The sequence below is a fragment of the Flavobacterium sp. MMS24-S5 genome (genome assembly GCF_050320125.1).
GTDB lineage: Bacteria > Bacteroidota > Bacteroidia > Flavobacteriales > Flavobacteriaceae > Flavobacterium > Flavobacterium tyrosinilyticum.
Genome location: NZ_CP190016.1, coordinates 1,611,208 through 1,634,468 on the forward strand (window position 1 = coordinate 1,611,208; position 23,261 = coordinate 1,634,468).

Below are 23,261 nucleotides of genomic sequence, written 5' to 3' on the forward strand. Positions count from 1 at the left end.
AATGAAAAAGAAACTTGTTGTTTTAACAGGAGCAGGAATAAGTGCTGAGAGCGGAATTAAAACTTTTCGAGACAGTGATGGTCTTTGGGAAGGGCATGATGTGATGGAAGTTGCAACTCCGGAAGGCTGGCATAAAAATCAAGAATTGGTTCTCGATTTTTACAACAAAAGACGCCAGCAGTTAAAAGAAGTCAATCCGAATCTTGGGCATATCATTTTGGCTGAATTGGAAAAAGATTTTGATGTACAAATTATCACTCAAAATGTTGACGATCTCCATGAACGTGCAGGAAGCACAAATGTTTTGCATTTGCATGGCGAATTATTAAAAGTACGCAGCACACAAAATAAAAATCTAATTTTAGACTGAACCGAAGATTTACTTACTGGAGATTTTGATGCAAACGGGCATCAATTACGTCCGCATATTGTTTGGTTTGGCGAAGAAGTTCCTGCACTCGAAGAAGCTATTGACATTACAGAAACCGCAGATTATTTTGCCGTAATTGGAACTTCGCTTCAGGTTTATCCAGCTGCTGGGTTAATTGCTTATACTCCAAGTACAACACTGGTTTTCTATATTGATCCGAAACCCATTTCGATTCCGAACCTTCGAAATAAAGTCGAAACTATTGCCAAATTTGCTTCTGAAGGAGTCGCAGATTTAAGAGAAAAATTACTGACCTTAGAAAAAACAACATGATTTTTCAAAGCTGGTTACAACAGTTATTTCCGTTTAATATATTTTGGCTCTTTGTTTTCTTTTTAATAGAAAATGCTACGTTAGTAGGTTTATCTGTTTTAATTGGAAAAGTAATCGAATCTGAGAACACCGTTTTAAAGAATAAAGATCGAAAATGGGTATTTTCTACACTGCTTTGTAACACATTCATCACTTTAATAGGTTTTGAATTATATCGCTACGGAATACTGAAAGTAGATTTTTCTGGATCCTTAAAACTTATCATTTTTGACATACTATTATTGATTCTTTTAATGGATCTTTTTATGTTTATTTTTCATTTTCTGGTTCATTATTTAAAATGGCTTTACCCCATTCATAAACTGCATCATACACATGTTGAAACGAATGTTTATAGTTTATATGTGCTTCATCCGATAGAAACTCTAGGTTTCGGTTTTATATGGCTGTTTTTAATTACGATTTTTAATTTTAATTATTTGAGTATCATTATTTATTTGATTCTCAATCTTTCTTATGGAATATTTGGACATTTAAAAAAAGACATATTTCCATCTTTCTGGTACAACAATTACTTCACAAAATGGATTTCGACTACTAAATTTCATAATGATCATCACAAAAATGAATCTCGCAATTATGGTTTTTACTTTACAATCTGGGATAAAATTTTCAAAACCATAATTTAAGCTATAATATAGCTTTCAGAAGTTTTAACAATACCTTATATTTGCACCTTTCGAAAAACAACATAACAATGACTACTCTAAACGAATTGAATGCTATATCACCAATTGATGGAAGATATAGAAATAAAACTCAAAATCTAGCACCTTTCTTCTCTGAAGAAGCTTTAATAAAATACCGCGTTTTGGTTGAAGTGGAATACTTCATTGCTTTATGCCAAATTCCATTACCTCAGTTACAAGGTATTGACTCTAGTTTATTTGAAAGCTTGAGAAATATCTACAAAAACTTCTCAACAGAAGATGCGCTTTGGATTAAAGAAACAGAAAAAGTAACCAACCACGACGTAAAAGCAGTTGAGTACTTTATTAAAGATGCTTTTGAGAAATTAGGTTTATCTCAGTACAAAGAGTTCATTCACTTCGGATTAACATCTCAAGATATTAACAACACTGCTATTCCGCTTTCTACAAAAGAAGCGTTTGAGCAAGTTTATATGCCAACCTTAATCGCGTTAATTGCAAAATTAAAAGAATTAAGTGTTGAATGGAAAGACATCCCGATGTTGGCACGTACACACGGACAACCAGCCTCTCCTACTCGTTTAGGAAAAGAGATTTTGGTTTTCGTAGAACGTTTAGAAGAACAAATGCGTTTGTTATTCAATATTCCGTTTGCTGCTAAATTTGGAGGAGCAACAGGAAACTTTAATGCGCATCACGTAGCATATCCGCAAATTGACTGGAAACAGTTTGGAAATAAATTTGTTGAAACCGATCTTGGTTTAAAGCATTCTTTCCCAACAACTCAAATTGAGCATTACGATCATTTTGCCGCTTTCTTCGATGCTTTAAAAAGAATCAATACGATCATCATTGATTTAGATCGTGATATTTGGACATATGTATCAATGGATTACTTTAAGCAAAAAATTAAAGCTGGAGAAATTGGTTCGTCTGCAATGCCTCATAAAGTAAATCCAATTGATTTTGAAAACTCTGAAGGAAACTTAGGAATTGCCAATGCAATTTTCGAACACTTGGCTGCAAAACTTCCTATTTCAAGATTACAGCGTGACTTAACTGACAGCACTGTTTTGCGTAATGTTGGTGTTCCTTTCGGACATACTATTATTGCTTTTGAAGCTACTTTGAAAGGTTTAAACAAATTACTTTTAAACGAAAACAAATTTGCTGAAGATTTAGAGAGAAACTGGGCAGTTGTGGCTGAAGCTATTCAGACAATTTTACGTCGTGAAGCTTATCCAAACCCGTATGAAGCTTTAAAAGGTCTAACAAGAACGAATGAAGCAATTGACAAAAATGCGATTCATAACTTCATTGCAACCTTGGAAGTTTCAGATGCAGTTAGAGCAGAATTATTAGCGATAACACCTAGTAACTACACAGGAATTTAAGAAAAATACCAAATATTTTATCAAAAAAAGCTATCTTTATCGAGATAGCTTTTTTTATTTAACCCGGGGTAGTCCAGATTACTTCACTTAACTTTATTTTAGTTGGAGTTCAGTGAATTACATTAAAAAAGTCTTTTGTTCAGAAAGCCAGAGTTTGAACAAAAAACTTTAAATAAAAAGCTGGATCAAGCTCACTGAAAACTAAAATACCACCTATGATTGCACTAAGCGCCACTGCTGAAACTACACACCACTTACAACCTTTAATTAGTGATTTAGGTTTAATCCTAATGACTGCCGCAATTGCCGTTCTATTATTTAGAAGATTGAAACAACCTTTGGTTTTAGGCTACCTGATTGCAGGTTTTTTGGCTGGAAACCATTTTGATTTTTTCCCATCCATAACCGACATGAAGAGTGTTGAAGTCTGGCCGAAATCGGGGTTATATTTTTACTTTTCAGTTTAGGACTCGAATTCAGCTTTAAGAAACTAATGAAGGTTGGAGGGACTTCATCTGTCACCGCCATAACCCAGATTCTATTTATGACCGTAATTGGTTATTGCGTTGGGCAATGGATGGGCTGGGGAAAAATGGATAGTATTTTCTTAGGAGCCACACTTTCTATTTCATCCACAACTATTATCATTAGAGCTTTTGACGAATTGGGAGTTAAAGGAAAAAAATTCGTCGGGATTGTTTTCGGAGCTTTAATTGTAGAAGATATCGTCGCTATCTTGATGCTTGTTTTATTATCAACTATTGCCGTAAGCGATCAGGTTTCTGGAACTGCATTATTGCAATCTGTTTTAAAACTTGTATTCTTTTTAATTATCTGGTTCTTAGGAGGAATCTTTATTATTCCCACTATTTTCAAAAAAGCAAAACATCTCTTAACAGACGAAATGCTCTTGATAATCTCATTAGCCTTATGTTTAATGATGGTCATTTTCGCTTCAAATGTTGGTTTCTCTCCAGCGTTAGGCGCTTTCATTATGGGATCTATTATTGCTGAAACTACAATGGCAGAAAAAATCGAACATTTAATTCAGCCCGTAAAAGATTTCTTTGGTGCTGTTTTCTTTGTATCGGTAGGAATGCTAATCAATCCGATTACCTTGGTAAATTATGCTCTTCCTGTGGCTATAATCACTTTATTGACCATCTTCGGAAAAGCATTCAGTTCTTCTATCGGAGCTTTAATTTCTGGCCAACCTTTAAAACAATCTGTCCAAACCGGAATGAGTTTGGCTCAAATTGGAGAGTTCTCTTTTATTATTGCAACTCTTGGAATGACTTTAAAAGTTACCAGCGATTTCTTATATCCTATTATCGTGGCAGTATCTGCAATTACTACATTTACTACTCCTTTCTTAATTAAATATTCAGAGCGGTTTGCTTTCTTTTTAGAAGCAAAAATGCCTAAAAGATGGGTTAAAAATATTAACCGTTATAGTGTGAATGCGCAAGCGATTAAATCTGTCAGTACTTGGCAGATTGTTCTTCGTTCTTCCATTACTCAAATTGTTCTTCATACGATCATTATTACTGCCATCATATTATTGTCATCTAAATTTGTAGCGCCTTTAGTAGCCGATACACGATTCGGAAATACTTTGGCGGCTTTACTAACTTTGGTTGTAATTGCACCGTTTTTATGGGCACTTTCGCTTCGTCGTGTAAAAGTAGATGAAGTTGAAGCTCTTTGGGAAGAACGCAAATATCGTGGTGCACTGTTAATGCTTATTTTAATTAGAATGAGCCTTGGTTTATTCTTTGTCGGGTTTTTATTGAATATTTTCTTCTCTCCTTTGGTTGCTTTCGTCGCGCTGATTATTGCAATTGGAGCTTATCAACTTTTCCCTAAAAAATTAAACGAGCAATACCACAGAATTGAAAGTCACTTTTTAAAGAATCTTAACGATCGTGAAAACAAAAAGATCGACAGAAGATATGCTAATTTAATGCCATGGGACGGACACATGTCTTTCTTCGAAATTAAAAAGGAATCTAATCTGGTCGGACAAACTTTACAAGAACTTAAAATTCGTGAGCAATTAGGAATTAATATCGCTTACATTAAACGAGGAGAAGTCACAATTCCGATTCCTACTAAAACCGAACGCTTATTTCCAGGCGACGAAATTTGCGTAATCGGAACTGATGCCCAAATTACAGAATTCACCAAATTCTTAACTCAAAACGAAACAGAACCGCCTGCAAAAGTAGAAGAAACCGATATTGTTTTACGTCAGCTTGAAGTTTCTCAAGACGAATTTATTCAAAAAAGCATCGGACAATTCAGAGCCAAAACAGATGGAATGGTTGTAGGAATTGAACGAAACGGAAATCGTATCTTAAATCCTGAATCTAGTTTGCTCTTGGAGAAAAATGACATTCTGTGGGTTGTAGGAGACAAGAAAAGAATGAATGCTTTGTTGGCAGCCAAGTAAGTCCCTAAGTTTCTGAGATGCTGAGATTCTAAGTTTTTATTTTGCCTCTTTTTAAACTTTCGTAAAAAATAAAGCGCTAAGATTTCATTATGAAATTTTAGCGCTTTAATATTTATTATTTTGAAAAATCTTAGAATCTCAGCATCTCAGCATCTCAGAAACTTAGAAACTTAGAAACTCAGAATATTATTTATTCGGCTGCGGTGTCAAACGCAAATAAGGTTTGATAGGCGTATGTCCTTTCGGGAATTTTGCTGGAATGTCACTATCTGGAATTGCCGGTGCTATTACCACATCTTCTCCATCTTTCCAGTTTGCTGGTGTTGCAACGCTGTAATTTGCTGTCAATTGCAAGCTGTCAATTACACGAAGCAATTCATCAAAATTTCTTCCTGTAGAAGCTGGATATGTTAAAGTCAATTTGATTTTTTTATCTGAACCGATAACAAAAACAGAACGTACTGTAAATTTATCACTTGCATTTGGATGAAGCATATCATATAGATTTGCTACTTTTTTATCCTCATCTGCAATGATTGGGAAATTTACTTCTGTATTTTGAGTTTCGTTAATATCTTTAATCCACTCTTTATGCGAGTCTAAACCGTCTACACTCAAAGCAATAACCTTAGTATTTCTTTTTTGAAATTCTGGAACATAGTTCGCTACAGTTCCTAATTCAGTAGTACAAACAGGAGTAAAATCTGCTGGATGAGAAAATAAAACACCCCAAGAATCACCTAACCATTCGTGAAAATTAATTGGCCCTTGTGTGGTTTCTGCCTGAAAATCTGGAGCTATATCGCCTAATCTTAATGTTGACATAATTTATATTTTTTTAGTTCATCTAAAATTAACTAAAAAATGCATTTAGAAAACATTCAAAAGGTAAAAAAAAGTTAAAATTCTACATTCTCTATCTAGTTAGTGTTTTAATCTGATTTTAACACATAAAAACATAGATTTTGTAATGTTTACTGAATTATTTTATAAGCCTCTTTTTCATAGTAAAATTGCTCGCAAAGTCGCAAAGACGCAAAGTTTTATAAAAAACTAAAAAAAAGAAAAACTTAAAAAGAAAAGACTTAGCGACTTGGCGTCTTTGCGAGATTAAAAAACAAATAAGAGATTAAATAAAACTTACCACAAAGTACCAAACAGCAAGCGTTACAAAGGAAATTGGAATTCCGAAACCAATCATCATACTGCTTAATTTTGGCTTTAATCCGTATGTTGAGGCTAAAATTGCACCGGTTATCATTGGGGCCATAGCAGTTTCCATTATAGTGATTTTTATAACTTCAGAATGCTGGTCAAAAATAAATACATAAAGCACAAAAATCACAAAAGGAATTAAAAGCAGTTTAAAGAAAAGCCCCAGTTGTAAAAATTTCCAATGCTGACTTTTTCTATCAAAAGTTAACTGCAAACCAACCGAAAGCAAAGCTAAAGGCGTTACCAGACTTCCAATTTTTAATAATAAAGATTGGAAATTTTCATTTAAATCAACTTGAAAAATATTCATTAAACAAGCGATAACAAACATTATGAAAGGAGGAAACAAAATAATCTTTTTGAAAATCCCTAAAGCATCTGGACTTCCTTTAGAATAAAAAGCGGCTGTAAAAACACCAAGTGTTGAAACCACAACAAAAGTTCCGGGCTGATCTACCAAAACTGCCGTTTCTAGGCCTTTTTTACCAAACAAGGCTTCAATAATTGGGTATCCGAGAAATGAACTGTTACTTAATCCTGCCGTCAAAATCAAACATCCAATCAGTTTATTCGACCAGCCATTTCTTCTTCCCAAAAAATGAAAAAAAATAAAAGCTAGAATATAAGTAATCCATCCTGCTCCTATCGGAAACAATAATTCGCTACTCCATTTTATCTTCGGAATATGGTATAAAGTAATCGCCGGAAGACAAAAATAAATAACAATTTTATTGAGCGTTTTGTAAATATGAGTCGGGAATTGTTTTACCCGCTGTAAAATCAATCCCAGTGAAAGAAAGAGAAATATGAGAATGAAGTTGTTCATATAGTAAGATCAAGACAAAAATAAGTATTTAAAATTTGAGGTAAAGAATTAATTTTTAGTTAAATTAGTATTTTGTGTTACAAAAAAGATGTAAATTTGTAACATATTTTATTACAGTATGATTTCAGGTAAATTTGCCATAACAATTCACATTCTTACTCTGCTGCATAAATTCCCTAATGATTATTTATCATCGGAGTTTATTGCGGGAAGTATTAATTTAAATCCTGTTTTGGTTCGAAAAGAAATTGCCAACCTAAAAGCGCATCATGTTGTAGAAAGTAAAGAAGGAAAAAATGGCGGTACAAAATTGGCTGTTAATGCTGCCGAACTGACTTTAAAACAAATATTCGAAATGACCTTCGAAACTATTGGTTTAGGTTTTGCTAAAAATCAACCCAATCCTGATTGTCCTGTTGGAAAAAACATCAATCAGCATTTGGAGAATTTATACAGCGAAATGAATCAGAAAGTTAGCTTACAGCTGGAAGGTATTTCATTGGAAGATTTTTCGAATCAATTTTAAAACTATTTTTTTGACCTAAACTGTAACATTTTTTATTACTAAATAAATTTATATATTATGAAAATCGCACTTATTGGAGCTACAGGATTTGTTGGCTCAGCAATTTTAAACGAATTAGCAGATAGAAAACACGAAATCACTGCTATTGCAAGAACTCCAAAAGACACAGCAAATGCTACTTGGGTTGCTGCGGATATCTTTAATGTTGATGCTTTGGCAGAGATCTTAAAAGGTCATGATGCTGTGGTTAATGCTTATAATCCGGGATGGACTAACCCAAACATTTACGATGACTTTTTAGCTGGTTCTAAAGCTATTCAAGAAGCGGTTAAAAAATCGGGTGTTAAACGTTTTATCACCATCGGTGGTGCAGGAAGCTTATATGTTGCTCCAGATTTACAAGCAGTTGACACTCCAGATTTTCCAAAAGAAATTTTCCCAGGTGCAAATGCTGCAAGACATTATTTAAATATCATAAAAGAAGAAAAAGATTTAGACTGGGCATTTTTTAGTCCTGCTTTCGAAATGCATGCTGGAACTAAAACTGGAAGAACTGGAAAATACCGTTTAGGTTTAGAAAATCCGGTTTTCAATGATGAGCAAAGAAGTATTCTTTCTGTAGAAGATTTAGCAGTTGTTATTGCTGATGAAGTAGAAACTCCAAAACATCATCAAGTTAGGTTTACTGCTGGGTATTAATTTTCTTCAGCCACGAATTCACGAATTTTATTTTTAAAATCTTTGAGATTATTTTTTCGAATTAATTTGAATAATACTAGATAAAGATTTTAAAAAGAAAATTCGTGAATTCGTGGCAAACTTTTTTTTACTCCTTTTGAGAATAACAAATTAGCGGAAATTCGTGTAATTGGTAGCAAACTAACTTTTTGAAACTGCTTTTGTTTTCTGTACTTTTACATTTCTAAAAAGTGCGTTTTGTCAAATTCAAATAAACAAAGTGGTAGCATATCTAAAAAAGCTGGAATTTCACCTCCCGAAATCACCAATATTTCGGCTATCAATCAAATTAAAAATAAACGCAGACAACAACCCTCTTCTGAAGAATTAATTAAGGGTATTTTAGAAGGAAACAGAACTTCTTTAAGCCGTGCCATTACTTTAATTGAAAGCACCAATCCAGATCATTTTGAAAAAGCTGGCGAAGTCATTCAAGGCTGTTTGGCTTATGCCAATAAATCAGTTAGAATTGGAATTACAGGTGTTCCTGGTGTTGGAAAAAGTACTTTTATTGAAGCTTTTGGAAAACATCTCACTCAACTAGGAAAAAAAGTAGCTGTTTTGGCCGTTGATCCAAGCAGTTCGCTTTCACACGGAAGTATTTTGGGCGACAAAACAAGAATGGAAGAATTGGTTAAAGATGAAAATGCTTTTATTAGACCAAGTGCTTCTGGAGAAACTTTAGGTGGAGTGGCTCGAAAAACCCGAGAAACGATTATTCTTTGTGAAGCGGCAGGTTTTGACACTATAATTATCGAAACAGTTGGTGTTGGCCAAAGTGAAACTGCTGTTCATGGTATGGTAGATTTCTTTTTACTTTTAAAAATTTCTGGTGCAGGCGATGAACTCCAAGGCATCAAACGAGGTATTATGGAAATGGCTGATGCAATTGTAATCAACAAAGCAGACGGCGACAATGTAAAAAAAGCCAATCAGGCGAAATTAGAGTTTAATCGTGCTTTACATTTATTTCCTCCAAAAAAATCAAATTGGCAGCCTAAAGTAACCACTTGCAGTTCGCTAACAAAAGATGGAATTCCCGAAGTTTGGAGTACGATTTCTAATTATTTAGAATTGACAAAAGAATCAGGATTTTTCCAAGACAAAAGAAACGAACAAAACCATTTCTGGATGATGGAAACCATCAATGAGCAATTGAAACAGAATTTTTATAACCGCCCTGAAATTATTTCATTATTGGAAGAAAACAAAAAAGCAGTGCAAAACAATGAAATTTCATCTTTTGCAGCTGCTTCTGTGTTATTAAAATTTTATTTTAATAAAGGTTCTAAGTAACTAAGATACTAAGGTTCTGAGTTTTTTTCTCAGTCTTTAATTATTAAGTTATTCAAATAAGCTCTCCGCATTGTAAAATCTGTTACAAATTGATTTGAATTATTCCCAGTTTTTTCCATCTCTTCATAAACTCGTTTCGCATTATTTCTTAACTTTTGCTTTTCCAAATAATTGTCAAAAGCTTTTTGTGCTATATCAATATTTCCATAATAAATCAAAAAATCTATCGGTAAATTTTGATGCTTTGTATCAAAATGTTCATTAAGTGCTAATGAATTTGTAGAAATGTCCTCTAACAGATTATCTATATTTTCAAATCTTTCGAAAACAGGAATTGCATGTTTTTCAATTAGTTCACATAACCTAGGAATTATATTTTCCTGATTGTTTTGAGCAATATTCCAATCAGTATTTTTATTTTTTAATGGTGTCAAATTTTCTAATCTAGTTGAAAAAATCAATCCACTTTCTTCATCAGAATTATACTTTTCTATCTGCCATTTTTTTAGTGAATTTGAACTGACAGAAATATGAGGCCAAATAGAAATACTTCCACTCCAATTTCGTAAACTTGACTGAAAATATATTTCATAAATAAATTCACCATCGCTTGATTTTTTTTTAAGCAATTGACCTTTCTTAACAGATTTAAAACCAAAATTAACTAGATGATCATAAATCTTTTTACAACCTATTTCAAATGTTCCCCTAGTATTCATTTTCTAGTTAATCAAGTTATAATTATTTTTTTCTTAATTTATACTTACTCTCTTTATACAAATTCCCTGCTGTAATAACATGCGCTAAGGCATCTTTTGCTAAATCTTCGTTTAATTTAACTGGAATTAAAGTTGTATCATTTTTGATTTCAAATTGTAATGGTTTCAAATTGGGTTGCATGATTACAACTTGATTCTCAACTCTAAATGCATTAATGTCGTTGAACTGCATGATAGATCTTCCTTGTACTTTTGAATCTAACTTTGTCAAGTTGCGTCCTACCATTGGGGTTTCAAAAGGCATTCCTAAATACCCTAACAGTGTTGGCGGAATATCAATTTGACTTGCCAATCTGTCATAAACTGCTCCTTTTGGAACTCCTGGCCCCATAATAAATGCTGGAATATGGAATTTATTTATTGGAACTAAATTTTTGCCGTATGTTCTCGTATTATGATCTGCGATTACAATGAAAATTGTATTTTTAAAATAAGCCTCCTTTTTGGCCATTTCAAAGAATTTTCCAATAGAGAAATCAGCATATTTCATGGCATTATTTACCGTGTTAGGCTTTTTATCATAAGGTTTAATTCTTCCCGCAGGATATTCAAAAGGTTCGTGATTGGAAGTCGAGAACATTAAGGAAAAGAACGGTTTGTCTCCTTTTGATTTAAAATACTGATTGGCTTTGGTTACTAAATCTTCATCAGAATATCCCCAAGTTCCTTTAAAGGCATATTTATTTCCATCGGATTCAAAATCGGTTTGATCAACAATATCTTGAAAACCATTTCCATTAAAAAATGAAGCCATATTATCAAAATTGGCCATTCCTCCGTAAATGAAACTGGTGTCGTACCCCTTTTGTTTTAAAGCATCTGCTAAGGTAAAAAAGCCTTGCTGTGAATTTCCTAATCTTACGACACTTTCAGATGGCGAAGGCAAAAACCCAGTCACTACTGCTTCAATTCCGCGAACACTTCTGGTTCCTGTGCAATACAAATTAGTAAATAATGTTCCTTCTTTAGATAATTTATCAAATTCTGGCGTTAATGGTTTTCCGCCTAAAATTCCAACGTACTCTGCGCCTAAACTTTCTTGCAAAAAGATTACTAAATTGTAAGGTTTCTTTAATAAAGAATCTGGTTGCTGGACATGCAAAAACGGAATTTCAGTATCGGTAAAATCCTTCGGCCCTGCGATCATGTATTTTTTTACACGAGCAATAGCTTCTGCTTCATCCATTTTTCCATACATTTTTGTATTTCCTTCATTTTTGATTGAATAGGCAGCAAAAGCAACCGTATAAAATGAATTTAATCCAAGAGCGTTTGTTAATTGATCGGTAGAAAAAACAGCATTACTCGCATTAATAGGACGTTTTGAAGTTAGACTAGAACGTGCTCCAAAAAACAATAAAAAAGCTACTAATGGAAATATCATTAACTTGAATTTGTATTCTGCACTTGAAGTATAGAATAATTGTTTTCCTTTTTTGACAGCAAAATAAAGCGCAACTCCTAAAATTAAAAATGTTACGATTATAGAAGTCAGATAACTTTTTAAAAGCATTCCTACTACTTCCTTTGGATAAATAAGATAATCTAAGAAAATCTTATTGGGACGTGTATCATATTGTTTTACAAAATCTGGCGAAGCTAATTCTACAAAAAGAATTAAAAACAGAAACAGAAAACTATATACTACCAGAAACTTATTGGTAAATTTTAGCCATTTATTCGGCAAAAATGTAATTAGTAATGCTGGAAGAAACGACAAATAACAAAGTAATATCAAATCCATTCGAAGACCGATTGGAAAAATATACCAGAAATCTGGCGTTTGAACTACTCTTTCTTTAAAAAGAAAAAATAAAAATATTCGACTTAGAGTGGTAATCAATAATCCGATTGCGATGAAACTAAAAATCGGTTTTAAGAAACGTAAGTTTTTCATTAAGATAGTTATAAGAACGTAAAATTAGAGAAACAAATTACTCTTCGTAACGGTTTATTTCTCTGTCATAAAACTCATTTGCTTTTTCAATTAAATCTTCCATTTCGGCATTTAATTCTGCTTCGTCAAGATCTTCAGCTTCTTCTAAAAACTCCACCTCATCATCTTTCAAATTGATTATAAATCTTGGATAATCTAAGTGAATGATAAAAATATCGTCTGGAAAATCTGTGTTATCTCCAAGTAAAAATTTAGGTAATTCCATATTTGTTTATTTTTTTAGTAATTGATTATTATTTTTTAAAACCGATTTCTCTTGTTTTAACCTTCAAAATCAGTGAAATATATTTTTCAAATTTAATTATTCTATATCTGATTTCGCAATTAATCTCTTTGTCAAGTAATGAAAACGAATATAAAGACAAATTGCCGCTGCAGTCAATCCGGCCAAAAGTCCAACCCAAACTCCCTGTGCTTTCAATTCTGTGTGTTCTCCTAAATAATAGGAAATCGGAAAACCAATAACCCAATAGGCTACAAAAGTAATGTACATTGGAACTTTTACGTCTTGTAATCCGCGTAAAGCGCCCAAAACCACAACTTGAATTCCGTCAGAAATCTGGAAAACAGCTGCAATTAAAAGCAGTTTTGAAGCAATGCGAATAACTTCTTCGTTATCTAAAATCTGCCCTGTATTTTCCATATTTAAGAAAATATATGGAAGATAATCGTGGAAAATAATAAAGAAAATTGCAAAAACAGTCTCTAAGATTATAGCAAGCAAAAAGATAGAACGCGCAACAACAATCAGCTTTTTATAATCCATCAATCCCCTTTGGTTACTTACACGCACCATAGATGTCACGCTTAATCCCATTGCAAACATAAAAGTCATCGAAGCCAAACTCAAAGCAATCTGATTGGCAGCCTGACTTGTTTTTCCGATGTTCCCGCAAAGCCAGATCGAAGCGGTAAACAAAACCACTTCAAAAAGCATCTGCATTGCAGAAGGAAATCCGATACTGATAATTTTTTTGATCATAGTTTTTTTGATTTCATTAAAACTAAAACCTTTAAAAAATCGCTTTAAATCGTCTCTTCGCGAAAGCATAATATGCATGAACATTACCAAAAATATTCTCGAAATTACGGTTCCTAATGCTGCGCCAATAATTCCCATTTTTGGAAAAATCCAGATTCCGTAAATCAAAACATAGTTTATACCTACGTGAAGCACATTTGCCATTACCATAGCATACATCGAATATTTTGTCAAAGACATTCCGTCTGCAAATTGCTTATACCCCTGATACATTACAAGCGGAATCAAAGAAAAAGCGACCCATCCTAAATAAGGTTTTGCAAGTACAATAACATCTTCTGGCTGTTTTAACAATTCCATAATTGGTTTAGCAAACATGATAACCGTAAAAAGTACCAGTCCTAGAATCGTACATAGAAATAATCCATGATGAAAAGCAGAACGAATTTTGGTATCGTTTTTCTCTGCATCACCTTCGGCAACGATTGGCGTAATGGCTGTAGAAAATCCAATTCCTAAAGACATGGCTATAAAAATCATACTGTTACCAAGTGAAACTGCCGCCAATTCTGTACTTCCAATTTTACCAACCATTATATTATCGACAATACCAATTAAAGTATGTCCGACCATACCCAAAATTACGGGATAGGCTAGTCTCAAATTATACGAAAACTCTTTGGTGTACTGCTTTAAATTCACTTTTATTCTATTTTGTGCGCAAAGATAGTCAGAAGCTTCGAATTCTATCCTATCAATAAAAATATATGCCAATTTTAAGACAAAAATAAGACGAACTCAATATTATGTAACGATTTTTAAAAATTGTATAACAAACTCCAAACGCCTCCAATATAATTTTACATCATAGAAATTTCAAAAATATAAGCCATGAAAAAATTACAGATGTTATGCCTAGCTGCGTTCGCGTTTTTATTTGCCAACACAACTTTTGCTCAAGAGAGCGGAGTAGAAAATTACGATCAGGGTTTTAGATTAGGAGTCGGATTAAATGGAGGATTACCGACCGACGGTGATTACGACTGGGCTCTTGGGGGAGACGTTCGTTTACAATATGATCTTTCTAAGAAAACATCTTTGACTTTAACAACGGGATTTACAAACCTATTTATGGGAAAAGATGACCTTGGAAACAACATAAAAGATCTTGGATTTATTCCGGCCAAAGCAGGTTTTAAAGCTTTTGTCTTAAAAGATCAATTTTATGTTTTAGGAGAACTGGGTGCTGGTTTTGCAGTAACAAATGGTTACGATAAAACAACTTTTTTATGGGCTCCAGGAATTGGTTATGCCAACAAGTACATCGACTTAAGTGTTCGTTACGAAGATTATCACGATTTTAGAACCAATCAAGTAGCATTACGTGTTGCTTATGGTTTTAAACTATAAAAAATAGGTTTAATTTATTATTTTGTTTTTGGTAAAAACCCGACAGCCTGAATGGTCTGTCGGGTTTTTTATTATTGTGTCTTGTCCTAAAAAAATTATCAAATTGACTAATTATCTCAATTGTTCCATTATTTTTCTCCTAATTCTTTCTTATACAATTCAATATTGGCAGCCGTTTTTTTGTCTAACTCAGGTTCTTTAATATCGGTATGTTTTTTCATTTCTTCCCAAATAATTTTTGCTACAATATAGCGTGACATTTCTTTATCATCTGCAGGGATAATATACCATGGTGCATGCGAAGTCGATGTTTTATTGATTGCTTCTTCATAATACTTCATGTATTCATCCCAATAGCCACGTTCTTTTAAATCTCCAGGCGAAAATTTCCAATTGTGTTTTTCTTCCTCCAAACGACGCAATAAACGCTGGCGCTGTTCTTCTTTGCTCAAATGCAGATAGAATTTCATTACGATTGTTCCGTTTTGAGAAATATGCTTTTCAAAATTATTAATCTGTTCAATTCTATTTTTCCAAAAATCAGGCGTAATATCGTCTACAGAATTAATTTCAGGTAAGTTTTCAGCCAAGACATATTCAGGATGCACACGGGTTACCAAAACATTTTCATAATGGGTTCTATTAAAAATGGCAAACTTTCCTTTTTCTGGAAGCGCAATATAATGGCGCCATAAATAATCATGCTCCAGTTCTGTTGAAGTGGGCGTTTTAAAACTATGCACCACTACTCCACGCGGATTAAACTCCTTAAAAACTTCTCGAATCAAACTATCTTTCCCCGAAGTATCCATTCCTTGCAGACAAATCAAAACACTGTATTTGTTGTGCGCGTACATTACGTCTTGCAAATCACTTAATTTGGCTTGTACCCTATCTAATTTTTCTTCTTTTTCCTCGTCATCTGCTTTAACATCCAAAACAGTTGGAATTTCTTTAAGCTTTATTTTATCTACAACTTTAAAATCTTTCGGATCTATTGATTTCATATCTTTTTCATTTTTTGTCTTATAAATATAGTAATTTTACGAAGCATATTCCTGCTATTCATTGCAATACTTTTCAATAAACTGCTTTTTTCCAAAGCCATAACAAGAGCTTCCGTTGGTCGCTTTCTTATGTCAGGAAAAAATGCAATTTCTTTTCAAAGTATTTCCATTACTATCAGGGCTAGGCATTCGTTTTCAAAAGAACAATTCAAATATTTCAAATTCATAATGACAAAAAGAATTATCATTTTCATTCTGTTCTTACCATTTATTATAAATGCGCAAACTAATCTAAAAATTAACCTTAATGACTTAGTTTCAGACTTTATCAAAACCCAAAAAACAGATACTTTGTTTACCTACGAAACTTACTCAACTGGAAGTATTCCCATTGTTGAACTTTCTGAAAACGAAGGCGAGATTTGTATTGCCGATTTAACAAATCATCCCATATATGTTTTTTGGAAAGAAAAAGACAAAACCTACTTTTCTAAACTTGGTTATTGTGATGAATATTCAAAAATCATACTTCAAGACGATTCTTTTTGGGAAACTTATTTCTCTAATAAAACTTTAATTGAACATGAAATAATCAAACCTTTTGAATATGTGACCATACAAAAATCAAAAAAAATAAAACACACGATGGCCAGAAGTCATTCAAGTTTTCAAAACTTAAGAATTATTATAAAAGGAAATATAACAGAAAAACGATTTGATGATTTTGATTTACAAAAAGAAGATGGAAACTTTATAAATATAAATTACAAAAACAACATCAATCTAAAAAGTAAACTAATCGTTGATATTCTTGAAAAAATAACTTCAGAAGCCGAAAAAAACAATATATTTAAAAAGATAAAGTCAAGATAAACTAAAGGCTTCAAAATAAAACTTCATGGAAAAATTCACATTAGAAATATTATTTCAAATTATCGGAATCGGCTCGGCATCGGGATTATTTTACAATAATGACGCACTTTATGTAATTGGCGACAACAGCGGATTTCTTTACGAATACAATATGCAGAATCAGCAATTAAATCAACACGCTTTAATTGATAATCCGACGCAAAATATTCCTAAAAATCTAAAACCTGATTTTGAATCTCTAACGCATCATAACGACACATTGTATGTTTTTGGTTCTGGTTCAACCGAAAACCGAAATAAAATGATCGAATTTGATATTAAATCCAAAACGGTTTTACAAAAGAATAATTTAGTCGATTTGTATGCAGTAATGCAGAGCTTTGGAGAAATAAAACCCGAAGATTTTAATCTGGAAGGCGCTATTTTTGATGGAGAAAATTGGTATTTATTCAATCGAGGAAATGGCGCTACCAACAAAAACACCATTTTTACCATTCACGCCAAAAACCTCGGAGAAGAATTTGCGCTGATTTCGGTCAATTACAAACTGCCAAAAATAAAAGGCGTTCGTTCCAGTTTTACCGATGCTGTGTTGGTCGATGATAAAATTTATTTCCTTTCAACTGCTGAAGATACCAAATCAACTTATGATGACGGAGAAATCTTAGGAAGTTTCATTGGAAGAATAGACGTTAAAACGATGAAAATAGATTTCACTCAAAAAATTACGGCAACCAATAAATTTGAAGGTCTAACTTTATACAAAAAAGAAAATAATAAAATCGAGTTTTTGCTTTGCGAAGACAATGACACAGAGCTTTTAGAAACAAAAATTTATAAATTGACATTACCGATTAAATAATATTTTGCGAATCTTTGCGAAAGAGCTATTACACAGAGATTCGCAAAGATTTTCGCAGAGAAACACAAAATATTTTGATTACAATATTAACGTAGAGACGCACTGCAGTGCGTCTAAAATGAGAGAACCCATAATTTGATATTCTTTCCGTAGACGCACTGCAGTTCGCCTCTACAATAAAACCTTCGTAACTTTGTAACTTTGAACCCAAAAAAAATATTTTAATATTTTTTTCACCCCCATCCCAACCTTTTTATCTTTTTATCTCTCTATACAAGAAAGACAACAATTGTGATAAACGAGACTCAAATAGCAAACTGTAAAAAAATGCACCGCGACGCCCAGCGTGAGGTGTACGAATACATGGCGCCTAAGTTGTACCGCCTTTGCAAAAGATATTTAAAAAAGGAAGAAGAAATTGAAGAAGCATTAGCCGATTCTTTCTTTACTATTTTCACCAAACTGGATCAATTAAAAGAAGCGTATGCTTTTGAAGCTTGGGCTAGACGAATAACTGTAAATCATTGTTTGGCAAGTATTAGAAAAGCAACCAACTTCAACATGTATTTAGACGACATAAAGCTGATTTCTCAGCCTTCTGTCGATGAACTGAATACGTTGGAAGAAGAAGATCTACTTAATTTATTAAACCACATTCCTGACGGCTGTAAAACTGTTTTTAACCTTTTTGTTATTGAAGGTTACTCTCATAAAGAAATAGCCGAAATGCTAAAGATTTCTGAAGGCACCTCAAAATCACAATTGAATGCCGCTAAGACCAAACTGAAAGAACTGGTTAATAAACTGTATTATCAAAAAGCAAAATAGTCATGGACAATCAAGATAAATTATTCGATAAAATAAAAGAAGCTTCGCAAAAAGCCGAGTTTCAAGACTTTCCAGGAATGGAAAAAGTCTGGTCGCGTGTTGAAGAAAAACTGGACAAAAAAGAAGATAAAAAAACAATTGCTTTATGGAAGAAAATTGCAATTGCGGCTTCTCTTCTTTTACTTATTTCTTTAGGTTATCAATTTTTACATTCAGATAAAGAAACTGTAACAGAAACACCAAAAGTGGTTTTTGATGCAAAAGAAATCAAACAATTTGAAAAACCAATTTTAGATAAAAAAGTGGCAACTCCATCTTCAGATTCAGAAATAGTTTCTAATGAAGAAGCGGTTAAAATTTTAGAAAATCAAACTAAAAATAAAGAACGAGTTGCGATTCAAGAAACAATGATTCCTAAAGCAGAACCAATTCAAGCTGTTGCAACACCAAAAATTGATGCAGAAGCTACTATTCCTGCAAAATTCGCAATAAGTGAAAGTTTTGATGAAGAAGATGCTAGTTCTTCAAAAAAAGATGCTTTCGAAGAAAGAAGTTATCTAGACAGACAATCTGCAAAAGTTGCTTACGCAGCCGCACCCGCTCAAAAAGCTAAGAAAAATGCTCCTTTGGTAATTCTTAACGGAAATGCTATGGCACACAGTGACGATGCTAAAAGAGACAAAATGATGCAAGCAGAAATGTCTAATTTACAGCCTGAAAATGTGGAGTCTCTAGTAGTTCTAGACAATCCTTTGTACATTATCGATGGCATCTATTACTCTGAAGAAGATTTATTTGGCAAAAACCCAACAAGTCCTTATGCACCTTTAGACAAACAGGAAATTAAAACCATAACTATTTTGCAGGCACCTCGAAGCTACTTCTAAATACGGCGAACGAGGGAAAAAAGGAGTTCTTATTATCACTACTAAAAACGGAAAACCAGCTCCGAAAAAATAATCTTATGCTTTGTCAAAGTCTGCAGCTTTGACAAAGCAAAATCAAAACATTAATCTTAAAACTTATTATCATGAAAAGTCTAAAACTTATTTCATCAGCCATTGCTATGCTTATATGTTTCGTAAGCATGGCACAAGAAAGAACAATTACGGGAATCATTTCAGATGAAACAAAACAGCCGCTTCCAGGCGTAACCGTTATAAATCAGACCACAAAAGCTAATACTTACACCAATTTTGATGGTCAATACAGCATTCAAGCCAAAACTGGCGATATGCTGGTTTTCAGCTTCATTGGATACAAAAGCCAAAGCCAAAAGATTCAGAACTCAAATATTATTAATATAAAACTTCTTCCAGATAATCAGACTTTAAGCGAAGTTGTAGTTGTTGGCTATGGAACTGCCCATTCTGAATATGAAGACCGAAGTTATGCTCGTGCCGAAAGAAAGAGAGAGAAAAAAGACGCTAAGCAGGCACTTAAAGGAAAAGTTGCAGGAATTCAAACTCAAAATTCTATCGCATATTCTGCTATGCCAGCTCCAATTGCTATTCGCGGAAATGCTACAATTTCTCCAAAAAACGAACCGATGTATATTGTTGACGGAGTTAAAGTGAAAGCCAATCAAATGGCAAAAATTAATCCGAATGATATTGATAATGTTTCGGTTTTAAAAGACCAAGCGGCAACTTCGATTTATGGAAACAAAGCTTCAAATGGTGTTGTAGTAATTTCAACCAAAAATGAAATCTACAAAAACCTTTCAGAAAAAGAATTGGACAAAAAATTAAACATTATGCCAATTCCGACTGAACCAACTCAGGAAGATTATGATGCTTTTGTTGAGAATGCTTTCGAAAGCCCTAAAACAGCACCACTTTCAACTTTTTCTATAGATGTCGATAATGCTTCTTATACGAATATCAGACGTTTTTTAAACAACGGACAGAAAGTACCAAAAGATGCCGTTCGTGTAGAAGAAATGGTTAATTTCTTTAAATATACGTACCCGCAGCCCAAAAACGAGCATCCGTTTTCGATCAATACCGAAGTGAGCGATTCGCCTTGGAACTCCAATAGCAAAATATTGAAAATTGGTTTACAAGGAAAAAACATTCCAACTGAAGATTTACCCGCTTCAAATCTTGTTTTCTTGATTGATGTTTCTGGATCTATGGAAGACATGAACAAATTGCCTTTATTAAAACAATCATTAAAAATTTTGGTTAACGAATTAAGATCAAAAGATAAAGTAGCAATTGTAGTTTACGCGGGTGCTGCGGGAATGGTTTTACCGCCAACTTCTGGAGATGAGAAAAAAACAATTATTAATGCATTGGATAATTTGCAAGCTGGAGGAAGTACGGCCGGCGGAGCAGGAATTGAATTGGCTTATAAGATTGCAACTGAAAATTTCATTAAAAGCGGAAACAACAGAGTAATCTTGGCTACCGACGGAGATTTTAACGTTGGAAGTTCTTCTAATTCTGATATGGAAAAATTAATTGAAGAAAAAAGAAAAACAGGCGTTTTCTTAACTTGTTTAGGTTACGGAATGGGAAATTACAAGGACAGCAAAATGGAAATTTTGGCTGATAAAGGAAACGGAAATTATGCTTACATCGATAACATTCAAGAAGCCAATCGTTTTTTAGGAAAAGAATTCAAAGGTTCGATGTTTGCTATCGCGAAAGATGTAAAAATTCAGATTGAATTTAATCCAAAACAAGTTCAGGCGTATAGATTAATTGGTTACGAAAACAGAAAATTGCGTCCAGAAGATTTTAAAAACGACGCCATTGATGCAGGAGAATTGGGCAGCAATCATACGGTTACAGCTTTGTATGAAATTATTCCAACTGGAGTAAAAAGTGATTATTTAGCCGAACAGCCTGATGCTCTAAAATATACTAAAACAGAAAATAGTTCTACTAATTACAGCAATGAATTGGCTACAATAAAATTCCGTTACAAAAAGCCTGATGGTGATGAAAGCATCGAAATGGTTCAGGTAATCGAAAACAAATCGGTGATTTTAGAAAAAGCAAGTGATGATATGAAATTTAGTTCTGCCGTAGCTTGGTTCGGATTGAAACTGCGAGATTCAAAATTAATCGCTGACAAATCTTCGAAAGAAATTATAAAATTAGCCAAACAAGGAAATTCAAATGATGGCGAAGGTTATAAAGCCGAATTTATTCGTTTGGTTGAAACTTCTAAATAGTATAATTAATAAATATTATATTACATTTGCCGCTTCATTTTTAAAACTTATTTTACACACGTATGAATCCTATTTTAAGCCAAAATCTATTTTTAGTAAAAGAACATGTTGGAATGTTCAAAGCTGCAAACAATTACGATATTTATCACCCAGAAACCAATCAAATTATAATGAACTGCCGAGAAAACAATCTTGGTTTTTTCACCAAAGTATTTCGTTTTACAGATTATAAAAGAGCCACTCCATTTAATGTTGAAATTACAACTGCTTCTGGAGAAAAATTAATAACAGTAAGAAGAGGTGTTGCCATCTTTAGATCGACCGTTGAAGTTTTGGACGAAAAAGATCGTTTGGTTGGAACTTTCAAACAAAAATTCTTTTCTATTGGAGGAAAGTTTGATATCCTGGATAAAAACGAAAAACCAATTGCAACGCTTCAAGGAAAATGGACGGGTTGGGATTTTAAATTCTCTCATGAAGGCAAACAATTAGCGCAAGTAAATAAAAAATGGGCTGGATTAGGAAAAGAGTTTTTTACAAGTGCTGATAATTATGCACTTCAAATTGAAGAGACAGTAGCAGCCGATAGTCCGTTGAGACAGTTAATTTTAGGAGCCGTAATGTGTATAGACATGGTTCTGAAAGAATAACAGAAAGTTGTTAAACTTAGATTAAGAATATCTTTTAAAGCATCATTTTAGTTTTCAAAACCTTATTTTTGTAAGACTTAAAATGATGCTTTTTGCATTTCTAAAAATACAATCATGACCGACTTAAAAAATAAAAATGCCTTTATTACGGGCGCAGGAAAAGGAATTGGAAAAGCTGTAGCAATTGCTTTGGCTAAAGAAGGCGTAAATCTAATTTTAGTTTCGAGAACAAAAAGTGATATCGATCAACTGGCAGAAGAAACGGCTAAACTGGGTGTAAAAACTTTGGCTTTGTCTGCCGATGTTTCTGACATCAGCTCTATCAATTCTGCTGTTGAAAAAGCTATCGCAGAATTTAAAAGCATTGACATTTTAATCAATAGCGCTGGAATTGCTTCTTTTGGAAAATTCTTAGAATTAGAGCCAGAAGCATGGGAAAGAATTATTCAGGTGAATTTAATGGGAACGTATTACACTACTCGTGCCATTATCCCAAATATGATCGAAAGACAAACTGGAGACATTATCAATATTTCTTCGACTGCTGGATTAAACGGAAACGCTTTGACAAGTGCTTACAGTGCTTCTAAATTTGCAGTTTTAGGTTTAACTGATTCTTTGATGCAGGAAATGAGAAAACACAATATTCGTGTTACGGCGCTAACACCAAGTACCGTTGCAACTGACATGGCAAAAGATTTAAACTTAACTGACGGAAATCCAGAAAAAGTAATGCAGTCTGAAGATATGGCAGATTTAATCATTGCTCAATTAAAATTAAACCGAAGGGTGTTTATTAAAAATAGCAGCATCTGGTCTACTAACCCATAAAGAATAAATTCTAAATTTTTGAAATTCCAAATTCCAAT

General features: G+C 33.3%; 20 protein-coding genes and 2 pseudogenes. 15 read left to right on the plus strand and 7 right to left on the minus strand.

Annotated features, from left to right (window positions below; all coding sequences use genetic code 11):
* Nucleotide 1: 1 nt before the first annotated feature.
* The 4 genes and pseudogenes from ACPWTF_RS07190 to ACPWTF_RS07205 all read left to right on the plus strand — a co-directional run bounded on the left by ACPWTF_RS07190 (nt 2) and on the right by ACPWTF_RS07205 (nt 5,259).
* Nucleotides 2-703, plus strand: a pseudogene (locus ACPWTF_RS07190) (SIR2 family NAD-dependent protein deacylase).
* Complete coding sequence (locus ACPWTF_RS07195) at nt 700-1,392, plus strand: sterol desaturase family protein (protein ID WP_427874974.1); 693 nt, start codon at nt 700-702, stop codon at nt 1,390-1,392. Before ACPWTF_RS07190 ends, ACPWTF_RS07195 begins: the two are co-directional and overlap by 4 nt.
* Nucleotides 1,393-1,460: 68 nt before the next feature.
* Entirely contained in the window at nt 1,461-2,807 is a 1,347-nt protein-coding gene (purB, locus tag ACPWTF_RS07200) for an adenylosuccinate lyase (RefSeq protein WP_427874975.1), read from the plus strand.
* Between the two features lie 215 nt (nt 2,808-3,022).
* Nucleotides 3,023-5,259: pseudogene (locus tag ACPWTF_RS07205) on the plus strand (cation:proton antiporter).
* Between the two features lie 186 nt (nt 5,260-5,445).
* Here the strand turns inward: ACPWTF_RS07205 and ACPWTF_RS07210 are convergent.
* Together ACPWTF_RS07210 and ACPWTF_RS07215 are read right to left on the minus strand one after the other, a co-directional pair.
* Entirely contained in the window at nt 5,446-6,084 is a 639-nt protein-coding gene (locus tag ACPWTF_RS07210; RefSeq protein ID WP_427874976.1) for a peroxiredoxin, read from the minus strand.
* A 304-nt stretch (nt 6,085-6,388) separates the two neighbouring features.
* Nucleotides 6,389-7,300: an AEC family transporter gene (locus tag ACPWTF_RS07215; RefSeq protein ID WP_427874978.1), complete on the minus strand. Its 912-nt coding sequence runs from the start codon at nt 7,298-7,300 to the stop codon at nt 6,389-6,391.
* Nucleotides 7,301-7,418: 118 nt separating this feature from the next.
* Here ACPWTF_RS07215 and ACPWTF_RS07220 point away from each other — a divergent pair, with 118 nt between their 5' ends.
* The 3 genes from ACPWTF_RS07220 to meaB all read left to right on the plus strand — a co-directional run bounded on the left by ACPWTF_RS07220 (nt 7,419) and on the right by meaB (nt 9,860).
* Nucleotides 7,419-7,826 (plus strand): RrF2 family transcriptional regulator, encoded by a 408-nt coding sequence (locus tag ACPWTF_RS07220; RefSeq protein WP_095931086.1) that lies wholly within the window; start codon nt 7,419-7,421, stop codon nt 7,824-7,826.
* Nucleotides 7,827-7,883: 57 nt separating this feature from the next.
* Nucleotides 7,884-8,525 (plus strand): NAD(P)-dependent oxidoreductase, encoded by a 642-nt coding sequence (locus tag ACPWTF_RS07225; protein WP_111378401.1) that lies wholly within the window; start codon nt 7,884-7,886, stop codon nt 8,523-8,525.
* A 237-nt stretch (nt 8,526-8,762) separates the two neighbouring features.
* Nucleotides 8,763-9,860, plus strand: coding sequence for a methylmalonyl Co-A mutase-associated GTPase MeaB (gene meaB, locus ACPWTF_RS07230; protein ID WP_427874979.1), 1,098 nt, complete (start codon nt 8,763-8,765; stop codon nt 9,858-9,860).
* A 29-nt stretch (nt 9,861-9,889) separates the two neighbouring features.
* Here meaB and ACPWTF_RS07235 read toward each other — a convergent pair whose 3' ends face one another.
* The 4 genes from ACPWTF_RS07235 to ACPWTF_RS07250 all read right to left on the minus strand — a co-directional run bounded on the left by ACPWTF_RS07235 (nt 9,890) and on the right by ACPWTF_RS07250 (nt 14,280).
* The gene (locus ACPWTF_RS07235; RefSeq protein WP_427874980.1) at nt 9,890-10,579 is read right to left on the minus strand and encodes a DUF4304 domain-containing protein; all 690 of its coding nucleotides are present in this window, start codon (nt 10,577-10,579) and stop codon (nt 9,890-9,892) included.
* 22 nt (nt 10,580-10,601) lie between these two features.
* Nucleotides 10,602-12,536, minus strand: coding sequence for an LTA synthase family protein (locus tag ACPWTF_RS07240; RefSeq protein WP_427874981.1), 1,935 nt, complete (start codon nt 12,534-12,536; stop codon nt 10,602-10,604).
* A 37-nt stretch (nt 12,537-12,573) separates the two neighbouring features.
* Nucleotides 12,574-12,801 carry a hypothetical protein gene (locus ACPWTF_RS07245; RefSeq protein ID WP_095931090.1) on the minus strand — a complete coding sequence of 76 codons (228 nt, stop codon included), beginning with the start codon at nt 12,799-12,801 and terminating at the stop codon, nt 12,574-12,576.
* A 96-nt stretch (nt 12,802-12,897) separates the two neighbouring features.
* Nucleotides 12,898-14,280, minus strand: coding sequence for an MATE family efflux transporter (locus ACPWTF_RS07250; protein ID WP_427874982.1), 1,383 nt, complete (start codon nt 14,278-14,280; stop codon nt 12,898-12,900).
* 189 nt (nt 14,281-14,469) lie between these two features.
* Between ACPWTF_RS07250 and ACPWTF_RS07255 the strand changes: the two genes are divergently transcribed.
* On the plus strand, nt 14,470-14,988 hold the full coding sequence (locus ACPWTF_RS07255; protein WP_379797011.1) for a hypothetical protein: 519 nt from the start codon (nt 14,470-14,472) through the stop codon (nt 14,986-14,988).
* Nucleotides 14,989-15,116: 128 nt separating this feature from the next.
* On the opposite strand, the gene ACPWTF_RS07260 is transcribed toward ACPWTF_RS07255, so the two are convergent.
* The gene (locus ACPWTF_RS07260) at nt 15,117-15,995 is read right to left on the minus strand and encodes a PPK2 family polyphosphate kinase (RefSeq protein ID WP_427874983.1); all 879 of its coding nucleotides are present in this window, start codon (nt 15,993-15,995) and stop codon (nt 15,117-15,119) included.
* 228 nt (nt 15,996-16,223) lie between these two features.
* Here ACPWTF_RS07260 and ACPWTF_RS07265 point away from each other — a divergent pair, with 228 nt between their 5' ends.
* The 7 genes from ACPWTF_RS07265 to ACPWTF_RS07295 all read left to right on the plus strand — a co-directional run bounded on the left by ACPWTF_RS07265 (nt 16,224) and on the right by ACPWTF_RS07295 (nt 23,223).
* A complete protein-coding gene (locus tag ACPWTF_RS07265; RefSeq protein WP_427874985.1) occupies nt 16,224-16,868 on the plus strand; it encodes a hypothetical protein in 645 nt (214 codons plus the stop codon).
* 25 nt (nt 16,869-16,893) lie between these two features.
* Nucleotides 16,894-17,730 carry a DUF6929 family protein gene (locus ACPWTF_RS07270; RefSeq protein WP_427874986.1) on the plus strand — a complete coding sequence of 279 codons (837 nt, stop codon included), beginning with the start codon at nt 16,894-16,896 and terminating at the stop codon, nt 17,728-17,730.
* 327 nt (nt 17,731-18,057) lie between these two features.
* Nucleotides 18,058-18,558 (plus strand): RNA polymerase sigma factor, encoded by a 501-nt coding sequence (locus ACPWTF_RS07275; protein WP_427874987.1) that lies wholly within the window; start codon nt 18,058-18,060, stop codon nt 18,556-18,558.
* Nucleotides 18,559-18,560: 2 nt separating this feature from the next.
* Nucleotides 18,561-19,445, plus strand: coding sequence for a hypothetical protein (locus ACPWTF_RS07280; RefSeq protein WP_427874988.1), 885 nt, complete (start codon nt 18,561-18,563; stop codon nt 19,443-19,445).
* A gap of 143 nt (nt 19,446-19,588) precedes the next feature.
* Nucleotides 19,589-21,742: a YfbK domain-containing protein gene (locus ACPWTF_RS07285; protein WP_427874989.1), complete on the plus strand. Its 2,154-nt coding sequence runs from the start codon at nt 19,589-19,591 to the stop codon at nt 21,740-21,742.
* A gap of 62 nt (nt 21,743-21,804) precedes the next feature.
* A complete protein-coding gene (locus ACPWTF_RS07290) occupies nt 21,805-22,392 on the plus strand; it encodes a phospholipid scramblase-related protein (RefSeq protein WP_427874990.1) in 588 nt (195 codons plus the stop codon).
* Nucleotides 22,393-22,506: 114 nt separating this feature from the next.
* Nucleotides 22,507-23,223, plus strand: coding sequence for a 3-ketoacyl-ACP reductase (locus ACPWTF_RS07295; protein ID WP_095931102.1), 717 nt, complete (start codon nt 22,507-22,509; stop codon nt 23,221-23,223).
* The last annotated feature ends 38 nt before the right edge of the window (nt 23,224-23,261 follow it).

What these genes read in the sequence shown, in the direction of transcription:
- ACPWTF_RS07195 (WP_427874974.1), top strand. Translation starts at nt 700, where the DNA reads ATGATTTTTCAAAGCTGGTTACAACAGTTATTTCCGTTTAATATATTT.
- purB (WP_427874975.1), top strand. Translation starts at nt 1,461, where the DNA reads ATGACTACTCTAAACGAATTGAATGCTATATCACCAATTGATGGAAGA.
- ACPWTF_RS07210 (WP_427874976.1), bottom strand. Translation starts at nt 6,084, where the DNA reads ATGTCAACATTAAGATTAGGCGATATAGCTCCAGATTTTCAGGCAGAA.
- ACPWTF_RS07215 (WP_427874978.1), bottom strand. Translation starts at nt 7,300, where the DNA reads ATGAACAACTTCATTCTCATATTTCTCTTTCTTTCACTGGGATTGATT.
- ACPWTF_RS07220 (WP_095931086.1), top strand. Translation starts at nt 7,419, where the DNA reads ATGATTTCAGGTAAATTTGCCATAACAATTCACATTCTTACTCTGCTG.
- ACPWTF_RS07225 (WP_111378401.1), top strand. Translation starts at nt 7,884, where the DNA reads ATGAAAATCGCACTTATTGGAGCTACAGGATTTGTTGGCTCAGCAATT.
- ACPWTF_RS07235 (WP_427874980.1), bottom strand. Translation starts at nt 10,579, where the DNA reads ATGAATACTAGGGGAACATTTGAAATAGGTTGTAAAAAGATTTATGAT.
- ACPWTF_RS07240 (WP_427874981.1), bottom strand. Translation starts at nt 12,536, where the DNA reads ATGAAAAACTTACGTTTCTTAAAACCGATTTTTAGTTTCATCGCAATC.
- ACPWTF_RS07245 (WP_095931090.1), bottom strand. Translation starts at nt 12,801, where the DNA reads ATGGAATTACCTAAATTTTTACTTGGAGATAACACAGATTTTCCAGAC.
- ACPWTF_RS07255 (WP_379797011.1), top strand. Translation starts at nt 14,470, where the DNA reads ATGAAAAAATTACAGATGTTATGCCTAGCTGCGTTCGCGTTTTTATTT.
- ACPWTF_RS07260 (WP_427874983.1), bottom strand. Translation starts at nt 15,995, where the DNA reads ATGAAATCAATAGATCCGAAAGATTTTAAAGTTGTAGATAAAATAAAG.
- ACPWTF_RS07265 (WP_427874985.1), top strand. Translation starts at nt 16,224, where the DNA reads ATGACAAAAAGAATTATCATTTTCATTCTGTTCTTACCATTTATTATA.
- ACPWTF_RS07270 (WP_427874986.1), top strand. Translation starts at nt 16,894, where the DNA reads ATGGAAAAATTCACATTAGAAATATTATTTCAAATTATCGGAATCGGC.
- ACPWTF_RS07275 (WP_427874987.1), top strand. Translation starts at nt 18,058, where the DNA reads ATGCACCGCGACGCCCAGCGTGAGGTGTACGAATACATGGCGCCTAAG.
- ACPWTF_RS07280 (WP_427874988.1), top strand. Translation starts at nt 18,561, where the DNA reads ATGGACAATCAAGATAAATTATTCGATAAAATAAAAGAAGCTTCGCAA.
- ACPWTF_RS07285 (WP_427874989.1), top strand. Translation starts at nt 19,589, where the DNA reads ATGAAAAGTCTAAAACTTATTTCATCAGCCATTGCTATGCTTATATGT.
- ACPWTF_RS07290 (WP_427874990.1), top strand. Translation starts at nt 21,805, where the DNA reads ATGAATCCTATTTTAAGCCAAAATCTATTTTTAGTAAAAGAACATGTT.
- ACPWTF_RS07295 (WP_095931102.1), top strand. Translation starts at nt 22,507, where the DNA reads ATGACCGACTTAAAAAATAAAAATGCCTTTATTACGGGCGCAGGAAAA.